At 53.4% G+C, this 24,102-nt stretch carries 21 protein-coding genes; 9 read left to right on the top strand and 12 right to left on the bottom strand.

Annotated elements, in window-relative coordinates; translation table 11 throughout:
• Positions 1-2: 2 nt before the first annotated feature.
• On the bottom strand, positions 3-1,025 hold the full coding sequence (locus FJM65_RS07795; RefSeq protein WP_140620936.1) for a DHH family phosphoesterase: 1,023 nt from the start codon (positions 1,023-1,025) through the stop codon (positions 3-5).
• Positions 1,026-1,245: 220 nt separating this feature from the next.
• On the opposite strand from FJM65_RS07795, the gene FJM65_RS07790 reads away from it, so the two are divergent.
• Positions 1,246-1,665, top strand: coding sequence for a nucleoside-diphosphate kinase (locus FJM65_RS07790; RefSeq protein WP_140620935.1), 420 nt, complete (start codon positions 1,246-1,248; stop codon positions 1,663-1,665).
• Between the two features lie 673 nt (positions 1,666-2,338).
• Here FJM65_RS07790 and FJM65_RS07785 read toward each other — a convergent pair.
• Entirely contained in the window at positions 2,339-2,674 is a 336-nt protein-coding gene (locus FJM65_RS07785; protein ID WP_140620934.1) for a LysM peptidoglycan-binding domain-containing protein, read from the bottom strand.
• Between the two features lie 164 nt (positions 2,675-2,838).
• Between FJM65_RS07785 and FJM65_RS07780 the strand changes: the two genes are divergently transcribed.
• Entirely contained in the window at positions 2,839-3,252 is a 414-nt protein-coding gene (locus FJM65_RS07780; protein WP_140620933.1) for a hypothetical protein, read from the top strand.
• Between the two features lie 134 nt (positions 3,253-3,386).
• Here FJM65_RS07780 and FJM65_RS07775 read toward each other — a convergent pair whose 3' ends face one another.
• The 3 genes from FJM65_RS07775 to dxs form a co-directional block, all read right to left on the bottom strand.
• Positions 3,387-4,160: an alpha/beta fold hydrolase gene (locus FJM65_RS07775; RefSeq protein ID WP_140620932.1), complete on the bottom strand. Its 774-nt coding sequence runs from the start codon at positions 4,158-4,160 to the stop codon at positions 3,387-3,389.
• 113 nt (positions 4,161-4,273) lie between these two features.
• Positions 4,274-4,627: an endonuclease domain-containing protein gene (locus tag FJM65_RS07770; RefSeq protein ID WP_140620931.1), complete on the bottom strand. Its 354-nt coding sequence runs from the start codon at positions 4,625-4,627 to the stop codon at positions 4,274-4,276.
• Between the two features lie 183 nt (positions 4,628-4,810).
• A complete protein-coding gene (dxs, locus tag FJM65_RS07765) occupies positions 4,811-6,733 on the bottom strand; it encodes a 1-deoxy-D-xylulose-5-phosphate synthase (RefSeq protein WP_140620930.1) in 1,923 nt (640 codons plus the stop codon).
• 337 nt (positions 6,734-7,070) lie between these two features.
• Between dxs and FJM65_RS07760 the strand changes: the two genes are divergently transcribed.
• The 4 genes from FJM65_RS07760 to FJM65_RS07745 all read left to right on the top strand — a co-directional run bounded on the left by FJM65_RS07760 (position 7,071) and on the right by FJM65_RS07745 (position 10,898).
• Positions 7,071-7,844, top strand: a complete 774-nt coding sequence (locus tag FJM65_RS07760; RefSeq protein WP_239022875.1) for a segregation and condensation protein A — start codon at positions 7,071-7,073, stop codon at positions 7,842-7,844.
• Between the two features lie 87 nt (positions 7,845-7,931).
• Complete coding sequence (locus tag FJM65_RS07755; RefSeq protein ID WP_140620929.1) at positions 7,932-9,008, top strand: lysylphosphatidylglycerol synthase transmembrane domain-containing protein; 1,077 nt, start codon at positions 7,932-7,934, stop codon at positions 9,006-9,008.
• A gap of 77 nt (positions 9,009-9,085) precedes the next feature.
• Positions 9,086-9,601, top strand: a complete 516-nt coding sequence (locus FJM65_RS07750; RefSeq protein ID WP_140620928.1) for a lipoprotein — start codon at positions 9,086-9,088, stop codon at positions 9,599-9,601.
• 154 nt (positions 9,602-9,755) lie between these two features.
• A complete protein-coding gene (locus tag FJM65_RS07745) occupies positions 9,756-10,898 on the top strand; it encodes an FAD-dependent monooxygenase (RefSeq protein WP_140620927.1) in 1,143 nt (380 codons plus the stop codon).
• Positions 10,899-11,216: 318 nt separating this feature from the next.
• Here the strand turns inward: FJM65_RS07745 and FJM65_RS07740 are convergent, their stop codons facing one another.
• Positions 11,217-11,897 carry a hypothetical protein gene (locus tag FJM65_RS07740; RefSeq protein WP_140620926.1) on the bottom strand — a complete coding sequence of 227 codons (681 nt, stop codon included), beginning with the start codon at positions 11,895-11,897 and terminating at the stop codon, positions 11,217-11,219.
• A 215-nt stretch (positions 11,898-12,112) separates the two neighbouring features.
• On the bottom strand, positions 12,113-13,102 hold the full coding sequence (locus tag FJM65_RS07735) for an aspartate-semialdehyde dehydrogenase (RefSeq protein ID WP_140620925.1): 990 nt from the start codon (positions 13,100-13,102) through the stop codon (positions 12,113-12,115).
• 294 nt (positions 13,103-13,396) lie between these two features.
• Between FJM65_RS07735 and FJM65_RS07730 the strand changes: the two genes are divergently transcribed.
• Positions 13,397-16,117 carry a lamin tail domain-containing protein gene (locus FJM65_RS07730; RefSeq protein ID WP_239022874.1) on the top strand — a complete coding sequence of 907 codons (2,721 nt, stop codon included), beginning with the start codon at positions 13,397-13,399 and terminating at the stop codon, positions 16,115-16,117.
• Positions 16,118-16,287: 170 nt separating this feature from the next.
• On the opposite strand, the gene FJM65_RS07725 is transcribed toward FJM65_RS07730, so the two are convergent.
• Both FJM65_RS07725 and FJM65_RS07720 read right to left on the bottom strand, forming a co-directional pair.
• Entirely contained in the window at positions 16,288-17,967 is a 1,680-nt protein-coding gene (locus FJM65_RS07725) for an IPT/TIG domain-containing protein (RefSeq protein WP_181163667.1), read from the bottom strand.
• Positions 17,968-17,986: 19 nt separating this feature from the next.
• The gene (locus tag FJM65_RS07720) at positions 17,987-18,751 is read right to left on the bottom strand and encodes a hypothetical protein (protein ID WP_140620923.1); all 765 of its coding nucleotides are present in this window, start codon (positions 18,749-18,751) and stop codon (positions 17,987-17,989) included.
• Positions 18,752-19,177: 426 nt separating this feature from the next.
• Here FJM65_RS07720 and FJM65_RS21515 point away from each other — a divergent pair, with 426 nt between their 5' ends.
• Complete coding sequence (locus FJM65_RS21515; RefSeq protein ID WP_239022873.1) at positions 19,178-19,612, top strand: sulfite exporter TauE/SafE family protein; 435 nt, start codon at positions 19,178-19,180, stop codon at positions 19,610-19,612.
• A gap of 62 nt (positions 19,613-19,674) precedes the next feature.
• Entirely contained in the window at positions 19,675-19,998 is a 324-nt protein-coding gene (locus FJM65_RS21510) for a TSUP family transporter (protein ID WP_394348134.1), read from the top strand.
• Positions 19,999-20,078: 80 nt separating this feature from the next.
• On the opposite strand, the gene FJM65_RS07710 is transcribed toward FJM65_RS21510, so the two are convergent.
• The 3 genes from FJM65_RS07710 to FJM65_RS07700 all read right to left on the bottom strand — a co-directional run bounded on the left by FJM65_RS07710 (position 20,079) and on the right by FJM65_RS07700 (position 24,099).
• Positions 20,079-20,525 carry a DUF2059 domain-containing protein gene (locus tag FJM65_RS07710; protein WP_140620922.1) on the bottom strand — a complete coding sequence of 149 codons (447 nt, stop codon included), beginning with the start codon at positions 20,523-20,525 and terminating at the stop codon, positions 20,079-20,081.
• A 758-nt stretch (positions 20,526-21,283) separates the two neighbouring features.
• A complete protein-coding gene (locus FJM65_RS07705; RefSeq protein WP_140620921.1) occupies positions 21,284-22,726 on the bottom strand; it encodes a TolC family protein in 1,443 nt (480 codons plus the stop codon).
• Between the two features lie 8 nt (positions 22,727-22,734).
• Positions 22,735-24,099 (bottom strand): HlyD family secretion protein, encoded by a 1,365-nt coding sequence (locus tag FJM65_RS07700; RefSeq protein WP_140620920.1) that lies wholly within the window; start codon positions 24,097-24,099, stop codon positions 22,735-22,737.
• Positions 24,100-24,102: the final 3 nt, after the last annotated feature.

Below are 24,102 nucleotides of genomic sequence, written 5' to 3'. Positions count from 1 at the left end.
TTTTATCTGATTGTGGCGTGCTGCAGCTTGTCTTTGTACTGCGGCAGCAGGCTCTCGAACTTAGCCACGGTGTTCTCCAGCGTGTCCAGAGACATACCGCCGGCTGCGTTTTTGTGGCCGCCCCCGTTAAAGTGCTCGCGGGCAAACTCATTAGCGGAGAAATCGCCTACCGAGCGGAACGACATCTTCACGGCATTGGTGCGGTCGATGATCAGGGCCGCAAACACAATGCCGTCAATAGAGAGCGCATAGTTCACAAGCCCCTCCGTGTCGCCTGTCTTAGAGTCGTATGCCTTCAGTTCGTCAGCCGTTATGGAGATATAGGCCGTATTATACTCGCGCAGCACCACCAGCTTGTCCTTCAGGGCATAACCCAAAAAGCGCAGGCGCAGTTCCGAGGAGCTGTCGTATATCAGGCGGTGGATGTCGGATGTTTTCACGCCGATGTGCAGGAGGTCGGCAATAATGAGGTGCACGTTCTTGGAGGTGCTCGGGTGGCGGAACGAGCCCGTGTCGGTCATAATGCCGGCGTAAAGGCACTCGCCAATGCCCGTGTCGATCAGGTCAGCGTCGCCCATGGCCTTGATCAGGTCGTACACGATCTCGGCGGTGGCGGCAGCGCTGGTGTTGGCAAAGTCCAGGTCGGCAAAGTCTTCGGGCTGCAGGTGGTGGTCTACCAGTACCTTGGTGCCGGGGGCCTGCCGGATGTACTCGCCCATCTCGTTTATGCGCGAGAGGTTGTTAAAATCTAGGCAGAAGATCACCTGCGACTCATTGACGATGCGCTGCACCAGGCCGTCGTTTTTCTCCGAGTACACGATCACGTCATCGTTGCCCTCCATCCAGTTCAGGAAGCTGGGATAGTCAGACGGCGTGATGACGGTAACGCGGTGCCCTTTCTTTTTGAGATAGCCGGCCAGGCCAAGCGAAGAGCCCAGCGCGTCCGCGTCTGGTTTATGGTGTGTGGTGATCATCACCTCTTTAGGCTCTTTCAGAAGCTCTTTCAGAGCGTTGATATCATGCATAAGGTAAGTATAAATCCTCTGATTAATAAGGATATAAGGCGCAAATTTCTGAATAAAATATGTTTAAAGCAACACTATGCGCTGTCGGAGGGGCCGCAGATCCCACTGCACGACGCGGCGCTTTCATTAAAGTTAGCGGAAAAGTATACTAATATTGGCTGAAATGCGCTACTTTTGCAGGCTAAAGTAGACATTATTAACGATAAAGTAAAAAGAGAACATGGCCGGAAACAAGACATTCACCATGATTAAGCCTGATGCGGTGGCAGAAAACCATATTGGCGGCATTACCAAAATGATCGAGGAAGGCGGCTTCCGCATTGTGGCGATGAAAAAGACAAGACTGTCTGAGGAGCGCGCAGGCAAGTTTTACGAGGTGCACAAAGAGCGTCCGTTCTACGGCGACCTGGTAAAGTATATGTCTTCTGGCCCAATTGTGGCGATGATCCTGGAGAAAGACAACGCAGTGGAAGACTTCCGCAAGCTGATCGGCGCTACTAACCCTGCGCAGGCGGAGGAAGGCACTATCCGTAAGGTTTACGCCAAGTCTATCGAGGCCAACGCCGTGCACGGCTCTGACTCTGACGAGAACGCGCAGATCGAAGGCGACTTCTTCTTCGCTGCCGACGAGCGCTTCTAAGCTCCCAAAGTATACTTATTGATTGAGAAGCCCGCCAGGTGTTATGCCTGGTGGGCTTTTTGTTTTGCCCCAACCTAAAACCAGGGGAGGGAGTTATCAGCAGGTGTAAACCCACCCCAACCCCTCCGAGGAGGGGGATTTACCCCGCTCAATCCTAACCCTTAAAAACAAGGGGAAACTTGCAGGACCGGGTCCAACCACCCCTGCCCCTCCTTGGCTAAGGAGGGGAAATATACTTGTTCCATAGCCATACTTGTTCCATAGCCGAAACCATAGCTATCGAACTTGATCCCAGTCCTTGGGTGGGGGTAGGGGCCCTCGACAAGAGCGCCTTGTGCATGTTGAGGTGCCGCGCATGCGGCAGCCGGAGCAGCGCGAAGGCAGCTTCAGGCACGCCGCGCGATGCCCGAGGACGAGCCCTCCCGTGCTTGAGGGCACCAAAGTATGAAATGAAACTGTAGGCTTGTAAGACTGAGGATGATTGGTAGCTAGAAAGGATAGCTTGGTTCAAGCTACAGGAAGCAGTAGCTAATAGCGGTACAAGCGGACGCTTGCGCCAGGGAGGTGAGGATCAGCAGCTACGGAAGTATAAACCTTATCAAAGTATAAGAAAACAAACAGCCAACCCCAGAAAGGGGGCTGGCTGCTCTACCTTCAACACAAACAGGTGCCTTTAATCTCTTGGTATCGTCAAGCGCTGGCCCGGACGGATCAGGTCTGGGTTATCGCCGATGGTTTGCTTGTTGGCATTGTAGATCTTTTTCCAGTCGTTGGCGTTGCCGTAGTGCTTTTGCGCAATTTTAGAGAGCGAGTCGCCGCTCTGCACTGTGTAAATATCCTGATTGGCGTTGGCCTCAACTGTTTTATCTGTGGCGGCAGCCCCGAAAGGCCCGGCGCCCTTGCTCACCGGCTGCGTGCCCGGAGGCGTCTGCACGTTCTTAGACGAAATATTGCCTGATGTATTAGCGGGCTCTTTTTTGCCCTTCTTAAAGAAATCTGAAAGTCCCATATCAGTATCTGTTTAAATCAAATCTTATACAATGGCCCCTGTGTCTCAAAAATAGGTAGCCTACAGTAAGATACGCCGCCTGCAGGAGTTGGTTGTGCCTGCCCACGCAACGACAAAGCATTACAGGCCGTAAGCATCAGACAGAACATCAACAAGATAAAACTATGAATAAATTAAAGAACAGCTGGTACGGCCTGTTGGGGCTGTTGCTGGCAATAACCATAACAAGCTGTGGCGGAAACAAAGAGGAAGTAGGCTCAGAAAGTATGATCTCGGGAACGAGCAGCAAAACCTGGGTAGCCGATAAAGAAAAGAATGCCACCGGGGACAAAGAGAAAATGACGGACGCCGAGGAAGCCCAGACGATGCAGTTTTATGCAGATGGCCGCTTCGCGTTGAGTAGCGGCGGGTCTTTGCAGACCGGCACCTGGTCTTTCGACCAAACGGCTAAGCGCTTGACGCTGCAGTTTGAAGGAGCTGACATGACAGAGAATTTTGATGTGATGAAGCTGGACGATGATGAACTGGACCTGAAAGCATCTGACGGCAGCACCATGGAAATGGAGCTGAAAGAGTAACCAAAAGCCTCTATAAAAGTATAAATAAGTGGTTTCGATACAGCGGCAGCCTGCCCCAAGCAGGTTGCCGCTTTTTTTTGCACTTCAACCGGGTTAAAGAGCAGTAGTCTTATAAAAAGCTGTTAGGTTATAGCTTAGCCAAAAATGGTCTCGGCAAACTTCTCGATGGCTTTGCGGGTTTCGTAAGTGCGCTCAAACATGCCCATGTGGCCGGTTTTCTCCAGAAAGTAGACCATGCTGTTGCCGGGCAGGTGGCACTGCTCCAGCGCCTTCTCCAGCGGCACGGCCCCATCCTCTTTGCCAAAAATAAACAGCACCGGGAAGGTGGCCTTGCGCAGCACATCAGTGCGGTCGGGGCGGTCGCGCATGGCGGCCAGGGCGCCAGTCACGCTATCCTGCGGGGTGGCGCGGCCAATCTCCTTCATCATCTCTATCTCCTGCTTTAGCCAATCGCGGTTTTCTTTGTAAAAGAGCGGCTCCACAAACGGGTTGATGAAATTGATCACCCCGTGGCGCTCTACATAATCTATACTTTTTTCGCGGTTCTCCTTTTTCTCGTCGGTGTCGGGGAGAGCGGAGGAGTGGAAGAGGCAGAGGCCCTGCAGCATGTTGCCATACTTTTTGGCGAAGGCCATACTTACGTAGCCGCCCATCGAGTGGCCCACCAGGATGCAGCGGCGCACGTTCAGTTCCTCCAGGGTATGCTTCACATAGTCGGCCATGCTTTCCATGCTGTAGCTGCTGATGCTGTGGGTGTTCTCGCCGAAGCCGGGCAAATCCAGGGCGATGATACGGAACTTGTGCTGCAGCGGCCTGGTGAACTCCGCCCATACCTGTTTGCTCTCGCAGAAGCCGTGCAGGAAAACCAGTGTATCGCCGGAGCCGTGGTCGGTGTAGGTGTTTGCCATTTTGTCTGAATCAGGATTTTTGTTGGTAGTAGCAAAGATAGTAAATACAGAATGGCTGCAGTACCGGGTCCAACCACCCCTGCCCCTCCTTATCCAAGGATGGGAGCCTACTGCTACCTAAAGTTGCGGGTGACTTCTTGTAGCACGGCTTGCAAATTCTCAAACACATCTCTATTCTCAAATCGGATCACTCTAATATTTAATTTTTTCAGATGCTGGTCTCGTTCCTGATCAGCATATTCTGCCACAATGCTGTTATGCACCTGCCCATCTAGCTCAACAGCTAATTGCTCTGATAGACAGTAGAAGTCAAGAATATAATTTTTGACGCTATGTTGTCGCCTGAATTTTCTGCCCTTAAGGCTCCCGCTTTTCAAATACTTCCACAGCTCTGCCTCGGCAGGTGTTAAATTACTCCTTAGCTCCCTGCGATTTTCTTTTAAGTATCTGCGATTTTGTATTGCCACTTCTTATAAATAATAGAGTGTTAAAGCAATTTAACGTAAAGTAGAGGAATAAGTAAGAAGGAGCTCCCTTCCTTGGATAAGGAGGGGTAGGGGTGGTTAGACAATCTGCACAAGACAAAAAGTCCCCGCAAGTATAAAACCTGCGGGGACTTTTTCTAACGTCTAATATCTAGCGCCTAAAATCTATACTTGTACTTTCACCGGCACACCGGCCAGCTCGCGTACGGTGTTTTCAATGTCTATCGGGGCAAATCCGGCCTCGTGCTGCAGCTCTAGCTGGGTGCCGTGCTCGAATATCTTGTCCGGAATGCCGAGGCGCTTCACCTGGCAAGTATAGCCGTTGTCTACCATAAACTCCAGCACCGCGCTTCCGAAGCCGCCCTGCAGGCAGCCGTCTTCCACGGTCACTACTTTATCATACTTGGTAAAGATGTGGTGCAGCAGCTCGGCATCCAGCGGTTTGGCGTAGCGCATGTCGAAGTGGCCCGGGGTGATGCCGTCTAAAGCCAGCTTCTGGCAAACCTCCACCGCATAGTTGCCCACGTGGCCGAAGGTAAGTATGGCTACCTCTTCACCTTCCTGAATCGTGCGGCCCTTGCCCACCTGCTGCAGCTCCAGCGGCGTACGCCACTGCGGCATAACGCCCTCGCCGCGCGGGTAGCGGATCGTGAACGGGCCCATGTCATCCTGCGAGGCGGTATACATCATGTTGCGCAGTTCCTGCTCGTTCATTGGGGCGGCTACCACCATGTTCGGGATGCAGCGCATGTAGGCAATGTCGTAAGCGCCGTGGTGCGTCGGGCCGTCGGCACCGGCAAAACCGGCCCTGTCGAGGCAGAACACCACGTTCAGGTTCTGCAGGCACACATCGTGCACCACCTGATCGTAGCCGCGCTGCATAAAGGTGCTGTAGATGTTGCAGAACGGTACCAGGCCCTGCGTGGCCAGGCCAGCGGAGAAAGTAACGGCGTGCTGCTCGGCTATGCCCACGTCAAAAGCGCGGTTCGGCATGGCCTTCATCATAATATTAAGGGAGCAACCCGACGGCATGGCAGGCGTTACGCCCATGATCTTGGGGTTCTGCTCGGCCAGCTCCACCATGGTATGGCCGAACACGTCCTGGTACTTCGGCGGCTGCGGCTGGTCGTACTGTTTCTTGTAGATTTCGCCGGTAATCTTATCGAACGTGCCGGGGGCGTGCCATTTGGTCTGCTCTTTCTCGGCCAGGGCAAAGCCTTTGCCTTTGGTGGTGAGCACGTGCAGGATCTTCGGGCCCGGAATATGCTTCAGGTCTTCCATCACCGACACCAGGTGGTTGATGTCGTGGCCGTCTATCGGGCCGAAGTAGCGGAAGTTCAGCCCCTCAAACAGGTTACTCTGCTTCAGGATGGCCGCTTTCACGCCGCTCTCTATCTTAGATACAATCGTGCGGGCATCCGGACCGAACTTGCTGATCTTGCCCAGTATCTTCCAAACCTCGTCGCGCATCTTGTTGTAGGTGCGGGAGGTGGTGATGTCTGTTAAATATTCTTTGAGAGCGCCCACGTTCGGGTCGATGCTCATGCAGTTGTCGTTGAGCACCACCAGCAGGTTGGCGTTGGCCACGCCGCCGTGGTTCAGGGCCTCAAAGGCCATGCCGCCGGTCATGGCACCGTCGCCGATCACGGCAATGTGCTGGCGCTGGTTCTCGCCTTTATACTTGGAGGCAACCGCCATACCCAGCGCCGCCGAAATGGAAGTGCTGGAGTGGCCCACGCCAAAAGTATCGTACTCGCTTTCTTTACGCTTCGGGAAACCGGAGATGCCGCCATACTTGCGGTTGGTATAAAACACGTCGCGGCGACCGGTCAGGATCTTGTGCCCGTACGCCTGGTGCCCCACATCCCATACCAACTGGTCGTGAGGTGTGTTAAACACGTAGTGCAGCGCTGTGGTCAGCTCCACCACACCCAGGCTGGCCCCAAAATGACCACCATGGATCGACACGACATCGATGATGTATTGCCTTAGCTCCTGGCTCACTTGCAGCAGCTGCTCCGGCTTCAGGTTCCGTAGGTCGGCAGGCGAGTTGATGGAGGCAAGCAGCTCTCCGGGTTTGATTATCATACTGTTATCCTTATAGACCCCTAACAAAAAATTAGGGCTAAAGTTTAAAAACGAAAATTGTGCCTTTTTATCAAAAGCGTAAAGTTAGCAAATATAAAAACACGAGCCGCTACTTAATAAAGGCAAGCGGTTAAAGTGCTTCTAAATGAGAGCGGTATCTTCCGGAGGCTGGCACGTGCGGCATATCCGTTTCGCTATATACCTTCTCCTGCCAAAATAGTTGTGAACCATGCCCCGCCCGTTTAGGTTGAAGCAGAGAAGCGGAGGTTCCCAATCCGCTGAAAATGTTTATTTTTGCCACCTGCGCAGCCAAACGCGCCCATAATAAGTTGATAAGGTGAGTTTCGAGATAAGATTACCATTGTTTGAGGGTCCGTTCGACCTGCTGCTGTTCTTTATTGAGCGCGATGAGCTTGACATACACGACATTCCGATCTTCCGGATAACGACGGAGTTTGTGGGCTACCTGCAGCAGCTGGAGCAGCTGAACATTGAGGTGGCCAGCGATTTTATACTTACCGCCGCCACCCTGATGCGCATTAAGGCTAAAATGCTGCTACCCCGCGTAGAGAAGGACGAGGAGGGCAACGAGATTGACCCGCGCGAGGAACTGGTGCAGCACCTGCTGGAGTACAAGAAGTATAAAAGTGCCGTGCCGAGCCTGTCGGAGATGGAGGACCAGCGTATGGCGCAGGAGAGCCGCGGCAACATCCACCACGAACTGCAGCAGATCGCCAACGCCAACCACTTCGAGTATGAGCTGCAGGACCTGAGCCTCTATAAGATCATGCGCGTGTTCGAGAAGGTGATGGTGCGCTTTGAGGAGGAGCAGAACAGGCCTAAACACACCGTTATCCAATATCCGTATACCATCGAGGAGCAGCGCGACGTGATTTTGCGGATGGTGCTTGCGCGCAACCGCGTGGCCTTTTCGAAGCTGATAGAGGAGTTTCCGGACAAGATCGGCATGATCTTCAACTTTCTGGCCATCCTGGACATGCTGCAGCTAAACCAGATTGGCGTAGAGGTGGGCGAGGGCTTCAACGATTTTATTATTACAGAAGCAGAAGGGCAGGCGACCCAGGTAACGCAGCTGCTGGTGGCCGAGTAGCTTTTGCGTACCGGCCAATAGTTCTTAGCTTTACGCGTTTGCCCGGCTAAACAGTGGTAAGCGGCAAACCTCCCACGATCACGTTACATGGATCAGAATAAAAAAACCATACTTAAGAGCTTTAGCCCGGTAAAGGTGCTGATCCCCGTGCTGCTGGGCTTGGCCGCCACGGCCTGGCTCTTTATTAAAGACGATAAAGTTAGCGAGCTGAAAGGCATTGCCGATGCCAACATCTGGTGGCTGGCGGCGGCCTTGGTCGTGCTGGTGATCCGCGATGCGGGCTATATGTACCGCATCCGCTCGCTTACCGATAAGTTCCTGACCTGGCGCAACAGCGTGGACGTGATCATGCTTTGGGAGTTTGCCTCGGCCGTTACACCCTCCGTGGTGGGCGGTACCACCGTGGCCACCATCATCCTCAACAAAGAGGGCATTCCGCTGGGCAAGTCCCTGGCCTATGTCATGCTCACGGCGGTGCTGGACAACATGTTCTTCATCGTGGCCGCGCCCATTGCGCTACTGCTCTCGCAGGGGCAGGTGTTCCCCACCTTTAACCTGGAGCCCGCCGACGTGGCCAAGCTGCAGTCGGCCTTCTACATCAGCTACGGCCTGATCGCGGTGTATACGTTCATCATGATCTATGCGCTGTTCGTGCGGCCGCGGGCGTTCAAGTGGCTGTTGCTCAAGATCACCTCCATCGGTTTCCTGCGGAAGTGGCGCGTGAACGCCTTTCAGCACGGCAACGAAATTGTGTGGGCATCGGAGCAGCTCAAGGGCAAGGACTTTAACTACTGGGCTCGGGCCATACTTTCCACGGTGTTTGTCTGGAGCGCCCGCTATTTCCTGCTCAACTGCCTTATCGCCGCTTTCGTGGACGTAACCTTCAGCGAGCACCTGCTCATCATCTCCCGCAACCTTATCTTCTGGATCGTGATGCTGATTGCCATTACGCCGGGCGGGGCCGGCATTGTGGAGATGGCTTTCCCGAGCTTCTTCGGCCTTTTCCTGGGCACGTTCAGCAGCGTGGTGGTGGTGCTGTACCGCCTCATCACTTACTACCCATACCTCATCCTGGGCTCCATCTTCCTGCCGAAATGGGTGGCCAAGGTGTTTGGGCGGCAGCAGGAGGAGCAGGAAGAACTGGCGCAGGAGTATAAGCGCTAGCCCAAAGTATGGCATGTTTGTAAGGTATAGCCGAAAGCCGTACCTTCAGCTGCACAATGTATAAAGTATAAATTTTGATGAAACGATACCTCTTGCCACTGCTGGCGCTGCTCTGGCTGGCCGGCTGCAGTGGCAGCAACGACTCGCTGCGCGAGAAACTGCAAGCCGCCGTTACCGAAGGAGAGGCCGGACCGGAAGGCTACAAAACCATCGATATGGCCGCGCTAACTGATTTTGACTGGGACAGGATGTACTTCTTTCAGCCAAACGAGGACGAGGCAGCCATCAGCGATGTGCTTGGGTTTGAGTGGAGCGGCTCTGAGGTGCCGGAGGAGCACCGCCGCCTGCTGTTCGTGAAAGGCCAGGAAGTGGTGAGCTACGTGGACTACTACTATAAGGACTTTCCGCTGTTTGTGTATGGCTGCGGCGATGATAGGTGGATCTACCCGAAAAGCCGCGCTGCTTTTGCAAGCTTTAAGTACTGCAGCGGCGACCAGGAAATCTATACTTTTATTCCGGTGGCCTGCCTCGATAACGTGCGGGAATTGATGGGCAGTAAGTGCCCGGAAGCGGAGGCCACAGTGGCAGAATAGTATAAGCCGGTTTAACGCCGGCTTTTTTTGTGCAGCGGCATATTTGTTAGGCCAAAATAAGAGGCTACAACCTGATCGAAACCGTATAAAAAAGTAATACCACAGCCCTGCGCAAAGTATTTGGCCGGGCTGGTGAAAACAAAGCATTAGCTATATGAAAGCCATTGTGATAGGAGGCGGTATCGGGGGGCTGTGTACGGCCCTAGCCCTTCAGAAAGCAGGCATAGCGACAACCGCGTACGAGGCAGCACCCAAAATCAGGGGGCTTGGGGCCGGGGTTGCCTTGGCTGCCAACGCCATGCAGGGCCTGGCGCGGCTAGGCGTGGCCGAGGAAGTGGTGGCGCGCGGCAAGCAGCTGGAGGCGCTCGTTATTTTCGATGAGCACGGCAAGGTGATCAGCAACATGGATACCCGCTCCTTGAGCAACAAGTATGGCATCAACAACTTTGTCGTCCACCGGGCCGACCTGCACGAGGTACTGTGCAACCACCTGAATCCGGGCTCGCTGGTGCTGGGCAAGCGCTGCGAGGAGGTACGGCAGGAGGGGGAGCAGGTAACAGCCTTGTTTACCGACGGCAGCTCCGACACGGCAGACCTGCTGGTTGCCGCCGATGGCATTAGCTCGGTGGTGCGGCAGCAGCTGGCGCCAGCAAGCGTCCCGCGCTACGCCGGCTATACTTGCTGGCGCGCTGTGGTGGATAACCCCGGCGTAGACATCAACAACATGATTTCTGCTGAGACCTGGGCCCCGGCAGGCAGGGTGGGCATCGCTCCGCTGCAGGGCGACAAGATTTACTGGTATGCCTGCATCAATGCCCCGCAACGCGATGAGAAGATGCGCCACATGACGCCTGAAAAGCTGGCCCGCCATTTCGAGAAAGTACACTCGCCGGTAGAGATGCTGCTGGCCTCTACTGCCCCGGACCAACTCATCTGGAACGACATAGCCGACCTGAAGCCGCTGAAGCATTTTGTCTTTGGCCGTGTAGTTTTACTGGGTGATGCCGCCCATGCTACGACCCCCAACATGGGCCAGGGCGCTTGCCAGGCCATAGAAGACGCCGTGGTGCTGGCGCAGTGCCTGCAGCAGGAGCCTGACCTGGCAAAAGCACTTACAAAGTATGAAAAGCGCCGAATGCCCAGAACTGCCAAAGTGATCGAGCTATCGAGGAGGCTGGGCGAGGTAGCGCACTGGCGCCACCCGCTGCTGGGCCGCCTGCGCAATTCCCTTTTCCGGGCCATGCCAACGTTTGTAACACAGCGCCAGATGGAAGATTTGTACAAGGTAGATTTTTAGATCAGGATTTTCAGGATTGGGAATTCGCGTCTTCTGGCCTGCCGCAAGTTTAGCGGTAGCGTAAATGTGGCAGTTCATGAGGCAAGTTTGAAACTTGCCTGCTGCATTAGCAGAAAAAGTATACTTTAGGTGCGTTTATACTTTGCTAAAGTATAAAGTATGGCTTCAGTTGTTGTCGGTCTTGCTTTTGTAAAGCAAAGCAGTCGCAAACTGCTGCCAAGGTAGCCACAAGTTGCGCTGTCGCTAAACTTGCGGTATGGGGCATATATTGTTTAGCTTAGTATGTTCTAATGTACTTTAGCTGGAAATCGAAACAAGTTAAATCATGTTCCCCACCAACCTTTGAGTTAATCCCCAATTTGTTAGGACCCAAACAATTTCATAGGCACCGGCACCATCGCTGTTCCACTGGTGCACAAAGTATGTGTCGCCGTTTTCATAAACCTGAAACTCATTGTCACACTCAAAAATGTCCATATACAAGTGTTTGGGTACATCTATACTTTTACCATTTACACTTACTACCATAGCTTCAACTTCCGTTACTGGCATATTCCCGTCAGTGCCCCAAGGGTGCCTGCCATCTACTGCAGTAACTATTTTCCCGTCCCTGTAATCAATGTAGTGGGAATTAGGATCAAATTTTTTTGTTGAATAATGGAAGGTAAATCCTAAGCTTGTGTATGGCTTTAGCTTATCCAGGGGTAGAAGTTTGCTTTTATGAATATAGCCTGTGAAGTATGGCTGTGTAGAACAGAGGTTGCCATTCAAAGAATATTTATTTGTTGGAATGAAAACAGCTACCCAGTCTCCGTTGGCATTATTTTCATCATAGTTATACCAAAAGACCTCGTTAGGTTTTAGTTGGTGGATGATTTGAGCTTTACTGCTAGGCTTTTCCCGCACACTTGTAAAGCCATCTTTATCCTGAATAATGGCAACCTGTGCCTGAGCGGTGGTAAAATTCAGGAGTAGTAAAAGAAGTATCAGTTTTTTCATACAAATAGTAATATAGAAAATTTATACTATCCCCGCTGTTTCGGACTTCCCAGTCCGAAACCATACCTGCAGCGGATTTCCTAATCCGCATTTCCCGCAAAATAAAAAAACGGGGACTAAGAAGTCCCCGTCAGTTCGCTTCCGGACTGGGAAGTCCGGAAGAGCGTGTTGTCATAAGTCTAACGTCTAGTATCTAGCGTCTAATATCTAAAAAACTATACCAGCTCGTGCTTCACCAGGTACTCGGCAATCTGCACGGCATTGGTGGCAGCGCCTTTGCGCAGGTTATCGGCCACGATCCATAGGTTCAGCGTTCTTGGCTGCGTTTCGTCCAGGCGTATGCGGCCTACCAGCACCTCATCTTTGCCGTGCGCGTCTTTTGGCATCGGGTATTGCAGATTTTTCACGTCGTCTACTACCTTCACGCCCTCTGTCTGGTTCAGGATGCGGTATACTTCGTCCAGCGTAAAGTCCTTCTCAAACTCCACGTTCACCGATTCCGAGTGGCCGCCCATTACCGGTATGCGCACCGCTGTGGCCGTTACACGGATGGAGTCGTCGCCCATGATCTTCTTGGTTTCGAGGATCATCTTCATCTCCTCCTTGGTATAGCCGTTGTCCTGGAACACGTCGATGTGCGGCAGCACGTTCAGGTCGATCGGGTAAGGATAGGCTTTCTCACCTTCTTTGCCCGCACGCTCGTTCATCAGCTGCTCCACCGCCTTCACGCCCGTGCCTGTCACCGACTGATAGGTGCTCACGACAATGCGTTTTGCCTGCAGCTCCTCGTGCAGCTTGTTCAGGGCCACCACCATCTGGATGGTGGAGCAATTCGGATTGGCAATGATCTTATCTTCTTTCGTCAGTTCTTTGGCGTTGATCTCCGGCACCACCAGCTTTTTGGTAGGATCCATGCGCCAGGCCGAGGAGTTGTCTACCACCACGGTGCCTGCTTCGGCAAACTTCGGGGCCCACTCCGTAGAGGTGCTGCCGCCGGCAGAGAAAATGGCAATTTGCGGGGCAGCCGCAATCGCGTCCTGCATCCCGATAACCTTTATCTGTTTACCCTTAAACTCCATCTGTTTACCAACAGACTTCTCAGAAGCAACCAACATCAACTCTGTCACCGGGAAGTCGCGCTCCGCCAGTACTTTCAAAATTTCGCCGCCTACCAAACCGGTAGCGCCTACTACTGCTACTTTCATTTAGGGTATATATTTAATTGTTTAATGGATGAATGGGTAAATTGTTGGGGTACGATTCGGACAGGTCGCGACCTGTCCCTACAAAAGAACTAACTCTTTAACTCCCAAACTCTTTAACTTCCTTAACTAACGCCCCAGCATCCCGTAATAGTTCTAAAAATACAAAAGAGGTTGCATGGTACCCGACCTCACGGCGTCTGAAAGACCTGGGAGCGTCTTTGCGTTTGCTCAAATGTAGGGAGTAATTGCTGATGCGGCTGCTAAGTTCGTAAGTTTTCACCACAATTTCTGCGCATGGAACAAACTTTACGCCAAGCTATTACCAAAGAAACAAAAAGTATACTTGCCCGATCAGCTATAAAAACTCTCATCCTTAGACAAGGAGGGGCAGGGATGGTTGGACTCGGCACTGCACAAAGCAACAAGAGCAGCAGAGGCTTAACCATACTTTTACTCCTGTTTCTCCTGCCATACTTCGCCGCCGCCCAGCTGCATGATGATTTCTCCGACGGCGACTTCACCCAAAACCCCACCTGGAGCGGAAACACCGATAGCTTTATCATCAACTCCCAAAAACAGTTGCAAAGCAATGGGCCCGCCGTAACCGGAACCATACTTCAGCTCGCCACACCATCGCAGGCAGCGGTGGGCACTATCTGGGAGTTCTGGGCAAATTTGAAACTGGCCACCTCCTCCAGTAACTACGCCGATGTATGGCTCACCTCCGACGCCGGGGACCTAAAAAGCAACAGCACCAGCGGCTACTTTGTGCGCATCGGCGGCACGCCCGATGAGGTAAGCCTGTTCCGGAAAGACGCCGGCAAAACTGCCGTGAAGATTGTTGACGGCCAGGACAAAACCGTGGCTTCCAGCAATAACGTGGTGCGCGTGCAAGTAACCCGGAGTATAACCCACGAGTGGGAACTAAGTATAGACGTGACCGGCACCGGCGATAGCTACGTGAGCCAGGGCACGACCACTGACGCCACCTACACCCGCTCGGCATACTTTGGCGTGCTGCTGAAGTATAGCTCCGCCAACAGCCAGAAATTCTATTTCGATGATTTTCGCATTACCGACACCGCGCCGCCGGTGCTGCAAGAGCTGCAGACTATCAACCCGCAGGAGCTGACGCTGCAGTTCAGTGAGCCGCTGCAGCCGGAAGAGGCGCAGAAGCTGGCAAATTATACGTTGAACGGAAGTATAAACCCGCTCCTCGCGGAACTGGTAGAGCCGGAGAAGGTGCGGCTGGTGTTTAGCCAGAGCTTCCGGAGCGGCAACAATGAACTACGTATAACTAACCTGCAGGACCTGTACGGCAACGCAATTCCTGAGCCTATACTTTCCAGTTTCAGCTTTATACCTCCGGCCGTGCTGCCCGGCTATAACGAGCTGCTGATCACCGAGATCATGGTCGATGAGAGTCCGGTGGTGGGGCTGCCGGCGCAGGAATATATCGAGCTCTACAACCCCACCGACAAAGTGCTGCAGCTGCAGGGCATCCGCTACTCCGACGCTACCTCCACGGCTACCTTTCCGGATGTGCAGCTGCTGCCGCAGGAGTATACCGTAGTGGTGCCCACCAGCCAGGTTACAAACTTCAGCGGGTACGGCAACGTGATCGGTATCAGTAATTTTCCGAGCCTCAACAACAGCGGCGAGCTGCTGCAGCTGCGCCAGCCCAACGGTAAACTCATTTATGATGTCAACTACAGTGATGCCTGGTACAAGAACAGCGGCAAAAGCGAGGGCGGCTGGAGCCTGGAGATGATCGATGTGAACAACCCTTGCGGTGGCGTGGAGAACTGGGCTGCCTCCGAAGACTCGCGCGGCGGCACACCCGCGCAGGCCAACTCCGTAGCCGCCTCTAACCCCGACAACACGCCGCCTATACTTGTTGACGTCACCGCCACTGCGCCAGACAAGCTGCTGCTCCGCTTCAACGAGCGCCTCGACAGCACGCAGGCCGCAAGTATAGCCGACTACAGCCTCAGCCCAAGTATAGGTATAAAGCAAGTTCAGGTGCAGGGGCCGCTGTTCACGGAAGTTATACTTCTACTTGGCGACCAGTTGCAGGAGCGACAGGAGTATACGTTAACTGCCCAAAGTATAACCGACTGCGCCGGCAACTCTAATCCGCAGCCCTTGACTTATACTTTTGCCTTGCCCTCCGCACCTGCGCCCGGCGATGTGGTGATCAACGAAATCCTGTTTAACCCGCGCACCGGCGGCGCCGATTTTGTGGAGCTGGTCAACCGCAGCGACAAATACATCAGCCTAAAAGACTGGAAACTGGCCAACACCTCCGGCGACACCATCAGCAATATCAAAAATATAACGACGGCCAACTACGTGCTGGCGCCGGGGCAATACGCGGTGCTCACCTCCAGTCCCGACAATATCAAGCAAAACTACCCGCTGGCCCGGCAGGAGACTTTTATCCGCATGGCCAATCTGCCCAGCTACCCCGACGATGCCGGAACCGTGGTGGTGCTGCAGCCGGATGGCGAAGTGTCGGACAGGTTCAGCTATGATGAGAAGATGCACTTCGAGCTGCTGGACGATGTGAACGGCGTGTCGCTGGAGCGGGTGCGACTGGAGGGGCCAAGTATGGCCGGCAACTTCCACTCGGCGGCCACCACGGTTTTTGCCACGCCGGGGTATAAAAACTCGCAATCGCAGGAGGAGGTGCAGGCGCAGCGGGTGTTTGAGATCTCGTCCAAGGTTTTCTCGCCTGACGGCGATGGCTACGAGGATTTTACCATCATCAACTACCGCACCGACAAAACCGGGCTGGTCGCCAACATCACGGTCTTCGATGCCAATGGCCGCGAAATACGCAAGCTGGTGCGCAACGAACTGTTGGAGGCAAACGGCTTCTTCCGCTGGGACGGCCTCCGCGAGGATGGGGCCAAGGCCAATATCGGCTACTACCTTTTCTACATCGAGTTGTTCGGGCTGAACGGGGAAAAGGGTGAGTATAAAGAGAAGGTCGTAGTGGGGGGCAGGTTCTGATTATACTTTTCTTAGCAAGAGTAGCTAAAATTTTTGGAGTGCAGCTAAATATGTTAGCAACTTGTGTGGAAAACCTGCGTTATCCACAGTTTGGTTAAATAATACCTCGTGTAAAAATAAAAACGGCCCCTGTTAAAGAGGCCGTTTTTATTTAGGAGTAGTTGCTAAAGCTAGTTCGTTACCACGAAGTTGTCAGGGCTTATAAGCGTTTGCCCGTTATGGACAACGTTTATTTTCATAGAGCCAGTTACGTTAGAAGGAACTACGGCGCGTATGGTGTTTTCAGTGACACCTAGTACCGAGGTTGGCACTGTGCCGAACTTCACAGCTGTATAGGAGCTAGGTGTAAAGCCAGAAGTTGTTATGGTTACCACTGAGCCTGCCACGCCAGAGGCTGGGGAAAAAGAAGCAATGGACGGGGCCAGCACAGTAAACTCATCCTCTGCCTCTATTAGCTGGTTTCCGTGCTTTACAGCTATTTTCACCTTGCCCGCCTCTATACCTGACGGAACATAAACCCGAAGTGCGTTTCCTGTATAGCTACGGGTGGTTACCGCTACCGACCCAAAGTATACCTGATAGTACTGGTTCGGCAAAAAACGGCCATTGATCACGACCTCTTTGCCAATACCGCCGGAAGCAGGCGAAAATCCTGTGATCTCAGGAGAGAGTACCTGGTACTGTTCAGGCGCATCCACTGTATGAGGCCCTGCCGTAACACTTACTTTATAGCTGCCGGCCGGCAGGTCATGAGGTACTGTTACGGTGAGCTGCCCCGATGACACGACAGAGGCACTGGCAGGTATTTCGCCAAGCTTAACCGATATGTTGCTGTTGTAATTATAAGGGAAGTTGCCAAAAACAGAAAAGGAGCTTCCTGTTAAGCCGGAAGCGGGCGATATGGAGGATACTGTGTGTGGCGTTATGACGAACTCACCGGGCAAAACAGTGGTCACACCGTCAATTAGTACTGATATAGTTACCTTGTCGCTGGTTAAGGTGTAGGGCACCTGTACCTGAAGGCTACTTGGGCTGTAGTTAGAAACAGACACCTCCGTTCCGTTCATGTAGACCCTAACATAACCTGAGTAATAATAAGAGGAGTAAGGAAGGTTTTCCCCGGTGATAGTGATACTGGTGCCTAAGGGACCTGTAGTAGGGGTAAAGTCCTTAATCGTGGATATTATCTTGAAGTTAGACGTTACGTTATAAGTCTGGCCTGCCATCCTGAGCACTACCTGCACTTGGTTATAGCTGTAATAGCTGTTGAAGGAGATGCCGCTTGGTACCTCCACCACAACTTTAGATGGCGAAACCTCCAGCACCTTGGCCGCTATGCTGCCAAACAACACTTCTACCTCGCTTGTGTTGTTGCTATAGAAATTACCGGTTATAGTAACTCTGTCGCCTGCCTTGCCGCTGCCAGGAGAAATGCCCTGCACGTTAGGCGACGGCAGCACCACGGAGGATACCTGGCCAAAGACCGTTCCTTTCTCATTCGTTAAGTAAGCCCTGGCATACAGGGTGCGGTCGTAGTTGTAACCTGAGATGTTCAGGTTAGTTAGATCCTTAGAGTAGTCCCCCACCTGCGCATCCTTCCCCAAAGAGGCTTTCGCCCCTCTGGTTTCGCTCAGGTCAGAGTTATAGCCATATACAAAGCCGTAGTCAATAATCTTAAAGTCGCCCTTGTTGGTGATATGGCCTTTTAACCTGGCGCTTGTTGGTGAAAGGGCTGTTACTTCTGTTGTCTCTACCTCCGGATGGTTTACCTCGTCTTTCTTACAAGCCTGTAGCAGCAAAATAGAGAACAAGGCCAGCAGGAGGGGGTGTTTTAAAGTATATAAACGCATAACTGTACCTCGTTTTCCCTTAGAACACATACCCTATTCTAACTCCATTCATCAGGCTTGGGCCAAATGAGAAGGACGTGTTAGTAACATCAGCAGAATTGGATGGAGAGTTGGAGGAGTCACTTTGCTTCACCTCTATGTCATCCATTGATCTTTTGCTGAAGCCGAAGCTTGCCTCATAGCCAAAGAACAGGTTCTTTGCCATGTAAAAGTCGAAGCCAGTCACTAAGTTTAAGCCATAGCGGGAGTAGCCCTGCTGCATGAAAGTATAATACGTCTGTGACGGATAGCCACTTGAGTAGCTGCTCTCGCGCCACGCGCCGGTTATGGTAGTGGTGCTGTTGCCGGAGGTAATCTCTTGCTCTGATGTCCTCTTCTCAAGCACAAGATCAGCCCCGATGTAAGGAGAAAGCCTTCTGGTGCCTTTAAAGTGTTTTTCGATGCCGGCATTTACCCCAATGGTAGAGCTGCTGCGCTCGTCCTTGTTGTCATAGGCGTTGGTGCCGTAGGCGTTAGAGCTTTCCAGCCGTCTGCTATCCTTGCTACCGTTAAAGCCCAGGCGCAAGGCCAAATCAGTCTTGGCGAAATAGCGGAACTTTAGTTGGTTAAGTGAGTTGTTTAAGCTGATCGTGCCGTTAAAAGGGTTCACGTTTAGCTCTGTGGCCAATTTTCCAGCCAGTGGCTTCAGCGGCGACACAACAACACTGTCTGGCTGAGAAGTTTGCCCATAGGAAGTGAGAGCGGCTAGCGTGCAAGCCGAGAGCGCGAGTAAAAATGTTTTCATATAAATTGGTTAATAATTGAGGCCGCGAATATAGAAACTTAAAATATAACATTTGATATATATTCGTAAATATTGTACAATTTTTACAAGGTGCCGGAAGCGGCTTATAGAAAGGAAATTTAAAAAGAGGAAGTATAGTTGAGCTTTGAACAGAGGGACGCGAAGAACATTGGGTTATCCACGTTTCCTTTATGGTGCTGCCGCTCTTGCTGCGGCCATAAAGGCCAGGCATTAGAGCAGCAACGTATAAACAAAGAATCTCTTAATTACAGGCGATCTGTTTTGGGTGTGCAAAAGCTCAGCATTGCTGAGGCTGTAGAAGTGCCATCAGGCTTAGTAAAAATCAATCAGAAAATTTTAAGGCGGGGGAGAGTCAGGTAAGGGAACTGCGCTGTAACTTGCGCCGCTTCTATACTTTATACTTCTGTGGAAGAGATTGTTTACCTGTGCCTGTTCGCCTTTATGGCAGGCTTTATCGATTCGGTGGTGGGCGGCGGCGGACTGATACAGGTGCCGGCACTGCTCGTGTTTTTGCCGGGCGTGCCGCTGCCCACGGTGTTCGGCACGGGCAAGTTTGCGGGCATTGCGGGCACCACGGCGGCCATGGTAAAGTACGTGCGCAGCGTCAGGATCAATTACCTGGCTATACTTCCGGCGGCAGCGGCGGCCTTTGTGTGCTCGTTTCTGGGTGCCCGCGCCCTGAGCCACCTCGACGCCAGTTTGCTGAAGCCGCTCATCCTGGTGCTGCTGGCGCTGGTGGCGGTGTATACGTTCATCAGGAAGGATTTCGGCTCGCTGCACGCGCCCAAGCTTACCGAGTCAAAAGAGCGGCTGTACGGTTTGCTGATCGGGGCGGCATAGGTTTCTACGACGGCTTCTTCGGCCCCGGCACCGGTAGTTTCCTCATCTTTATCTTTATCGGCTTGTTCGGCTTCAACTTTCTGGCGGCCTCGGCGGCGGCCAAGGTGGTGAACGTGGCCACGAACCTATCTGCCCTGCTATACTTTGCCTGGAACGGGCATGTGCTGTACCAGGTGGCGGTGCCGATGGCAGCGTGCAGCATCATCGGTTCGCAGTTGGGTACGCGCACGGCCCTGAAGCGCGGCGTGGGATTTGTGCGGGTGCTGTTCCTGGTGGTGGTTGCCGGCATCATCCTCAAATTCGCCTACGACACCTACGGCTCCGGCGGTAGCGATTTTGCCAAAGTAGCTACCTCGGTGCAGGAGTGGTTCGGCAGGAAAGGCTGATTACGCTTCAGGTATAAATACATCAGGCGCCACCTCCTAAAGTATAGGGTGTGGCGCCTGAGCTTTTGCTAGTTTGCCTATTAGTTTTGCGGGAGCTTGCCTTCTGCCTGCATTCTCTGGATAACACGCATGGCCACCTCCTGGCCGTACTGTTGCCCTTTCACCATGGACTCCTGCAAGATCAGCGGCATCTTCTCCAGCATTTTCTGCCCAAGTGGCGTTTTGTACAGCGCAATCATGTCTTTTATCTCCTGGTGGGTGAAGTGCTTGTCGTAGATCGGAACAGTCATGTTAACGAGGTCTTCCTTCGAAAAGCCTTTCTCAAACTCGTCCCATACCTCGGACGGAACGGATGGGTTTGCCTTGCGCACGGCCGCCATGTTGCCTTTTATTGCCTGCATGCCCAACTCACCGGACTTTGTTAAGCGCAGCAGCTCTCTGATGTCGTTTGTTTTGGCGGCATCCTGCGCGAAAGCCGTTGCGCAGCTTACCAGCAGCACAAGTACAAGGGTGTAAAGTTGTTTCATTGAATTAAAGTATAAAAGATAGAATAATAAATGACAGAGAAGGAAAAGGCGAGTTAGCGCCTGAGTGGGAACAGCTTGTTTTCATGTTAGTGTAGGTTTGTGGCGTAAATATAAGAACATAGATTTCTTATGTTCTTATAAAAGTATACAGCTCCAGAATCTGGGCTCTGCTTTGTGGAGTGGGGTTGGTTCGTTGTTGGGGAAGGTAGCTGCTCTTCTTCATGGCTTTACCGGGTCCAACCACCCCTGCCCCTCCTTGTCTAAGGAGAGGAATTTTGCTACTGCTAGCTCAAAAGTAAAAGTTTCATAGCTGACGGTATAGCGCGGACAGGTCGCGACCTGTCCCTACAAACCCCTCCCCAACCCTCCCCTAAGAACAGGAGAGGGAGTCCGGTTCTAGTTGCATCAGCCGTGGCCACCGAACTTGATCCCAGTCCTTGGGTGGGGTAGGGGCCCTCGACAAGAGCGCCTATGCGAGTTTTTCCGGTGCTGAGCCGGAGGCGAGGCAGCCCGAGGCACGAGGGCAGGAAAAGCTCCCAGCGCGATGCCCGAAGGCGAGGCCTCCCGGCCTAGGAGGGCACCAAAGCTAGCTATGGAAAAGGACGCTTGTAAGACTGAGTATAATCGGCAGCTAGAAAGTATAGCTTGTGTCAAGTCGCAGAAAGCAGTGGCTATGAAAGTATAAAGGCATTTGCGCCAGAGGGAAAGTGGAGCCGGTATACGCCTTCCGCAGCAGAAGGCTGACCCCAACAACCAAGCTACTCCACTTCTATACTTCCTGCAGACCAGTAGAGGAAGGTGCGGGCCTTGGCATACTTGGCGCGGAGAGTATAAAGTTTTACCTGCGCCTCCATCAGCTTCATTTCGCGGGAGTTAACCAGGAACAGTGAGCTTTCGCCGTTCTGGAAGCGGACTGCTTCGCCGTTGCGGAGCGTGTTAGCGTTCTCCACCATCTGCTCCTGCAGCCGTATCTGCTCCTCCAGCGCCAGCCACTCGTTGTAAGCTGCCAGAATACTGTTTTCTACCTCGCGGGTGGTTTGGGTTAGCTCCAGGGCGTTTGCCTGCTGCTTGGCTTTGGTAAGCTGCAGCTTTCCGCGCTCTTCCCGTAGAAAAAGGGGTAGGCTAAAGCTGAGACCCAATTTATAGTTCTCGCCCATGTAGGCACGGTCTATCGCCTCCGGCCGCATGTAAAAATCGCTTTGCAGCAGGTTATACTCTGCGTTTAGCTTGGGCTTCAGCTTATCGGCGGCTACGCGACGGTCCAGTTGCAGTTGCTCGCCCTTCAGGCTGAGTTTGCGCAGGTCGGGGTGATTGGCTTTGGCCGTTTCCAACAGCTGTTGCAGCTCATTTTGAGGTAGCGGAACAATCTCACTGCCGGTAAGGGCAGGGGTGGTTGTCTCCTGCAGCTCCAGTGGCGTTTCGTCTTCGGCCCAGAGGTGGGTGGCCACCATCAGGCGGGCGTTGTTATAACCTAGCTGCGCCTCCTGCAATAGCACTTGCCGCGTTTGTACTTCCGTCAGCGCCTCCACGGTATCAATGGCCGCCAGGTCGCTTTCCTGCACCCGCGCCCGCACCGCCTGCAGCCGGAACTCCGCCAGCTCCACCGCCTCCTGGTACAACTGCACCTGCCTGAAGTATAAAAGCCAGTCCCAGTAATCTTTGGTGGCCTGCAGCAGCAGCTTGTTTATGAGTTTTACGCGTTCTGCCTCGGCCACATCCTGCATCAGGCGGGCCTGCCGGATGGTAGCGCGCCGTTCGTCTATAAACAAGCCCTGCCCCAGCGGCACCGAAATGCCCACCGAACTCAGGCCTTCGGAGGAAGTGTAATCCATGGGGTTGAGGTTGGCGCCGCTGTTCTTATCAAAGCCTGCCTTTAGCTCCGGCCCGAACCACAGCGGCACGCGCAAGGTATTGCTCCAGAGTTGATAGTACTCCTTGCCGCCGTACTCTTTACGGTATACTTTACTGGAGATAACAGGATCCAAGGTGCCGCGGGCGATGCGCAGCTCCTGCCGCGCCTGCTCAGGCAATAGCGCCCCCTGCGAGGCCACTGGGTGATATTGGAGCACGATCTGGTAAAACTCCTGCAGCGTGAGCACCTGCTGCACCGAGTCCGGCTGCTGCGCCCTAATGGTGGGCATGGCAAGTATAAACAGAGCCGCAAAAAGCAAAAGTGCCCTTATGTTGATGTTGATGCGCATGCTGTAGGTTATTCCTTTTTACCGTCTGCTGTTGTCTTTTTGTCTGTTGCCGAAGCGCCTTTACCCTCAGTATAGTCTGGCGGGAAGTTGTTGAGTTGGCGCCACAGCTCATACCAGATCGGCACGGTTTTCAGCATCGCCCAGCCATACACGCCCGAGCCCACACGCAGTGGCTCCGGCCATGGCTCTGCGTTAGGGTCGGGTATTACCAGCATGCGGTAGCGGCCGTTGGTGCCGGTGTTATCTATCACGGCCACCCTGCCGCCAAAAGTGCCGAAGCTTGCCCCCGGCCAGCCGGAGAACACCAACGTAGGCCAACCCTCAAACTGCAGGCGCACCTCGTCACCAGTCTTTATCAGGGGCAGGTCCAGGGCATCAATGTATAGTTCGGCGGCCAGGTCCGGGTCGCGGGGCATGATGGTGGCCAGCGGCTCGCCTTCTTTTATCGTCTCACCTATACCCGCCTTTAGCGTTTGTACCACATAGCCATCCTGCGGCGCCACAATTTGGTAATACTGGCTCCGGACTTGGGTGCTGCTGAGCTCGTTCTGCAGCTTGGCCACGTCGGCTTGCGTGGCAAAAGTATAGGAGCGGGTGGAGCTGAGCTCGGCTTCGGCCTTGGCGATCTTATCGCCATACTCCGCCTGAAGCGAGTTTAGTTCGGTACGGGCGTTCTGCAGCTCGGCCTGCGTGGCCTCATACTTGTTGATGAGCGAAAGCAACTTGGCCTGTGCCTCCTGCAGCTTCAGGCGCCGCTGCTCCAGTTCCGTCAGCGATTTCAGGCCCTGCTCGTACAGGTTCTCCTGGCGCTCAAACTGCGACTCGGCAATGGCCAGCTCGGTGCGCTGCGCCACCACGTCCATGCTATCGCTTTGCAGTTTCAGGCGTGTTTGCGCTACCTTGTTGCGGGCTTTCTGCAGGCTGAAGGTCAGCCCCTCGCGCAGGGCGCTTATCTGTTCCTGCATAGCTTTTTCCTTCGCCAGGTTGGCTTCCACAGCTCCTTCTTTTGCCTGTACCTGCTCCTCCAGCCGCGTCAGCAGGTTCGGGTCCATGTACTTCTCCTTTATCTCTGATAGGCTGGCAATGGTATCGCCTTTTTTCACGAACGCCCCCTCCATCACGTGCCATTCCTCAATACGGCCGGCGATGGTGGCCTCCACGGTCTGCGGCCTGTCCTGCGGGGTAAGCGCCGTAAGGGTGCCCTGCGAGCGGATGTTCTGCGTCCAGGGGAGGAACAGGGAAAGTATGAGGATCAGAAAAATGCCCCCGATCCAGAAGGCGAGCGTGCGGCCCAGGTGCGGCGTCTGCACCTCATCCATCACCTCCAGGTGCTGCTTCTCGGTATTGTCAAACTCTTTCAATTCGGTAGCCATAAG

This window comes from Pontibacter mangrovi, assembly GCF_006385705.1.
In the GTDB taxonomy this organism is placed as follows: domain Bacteria; phylum Bacteroidota; class Bacteroidia; order Cytophagales; family Hymenobacteraceae; genus Pontibacter; species Pontibacter mangrovi.
The sequence above is the reverse complement of the archived record's forward strand: the minus strand, read 5'-3'. Positions and strand labels throughout refer to the sequence as shown.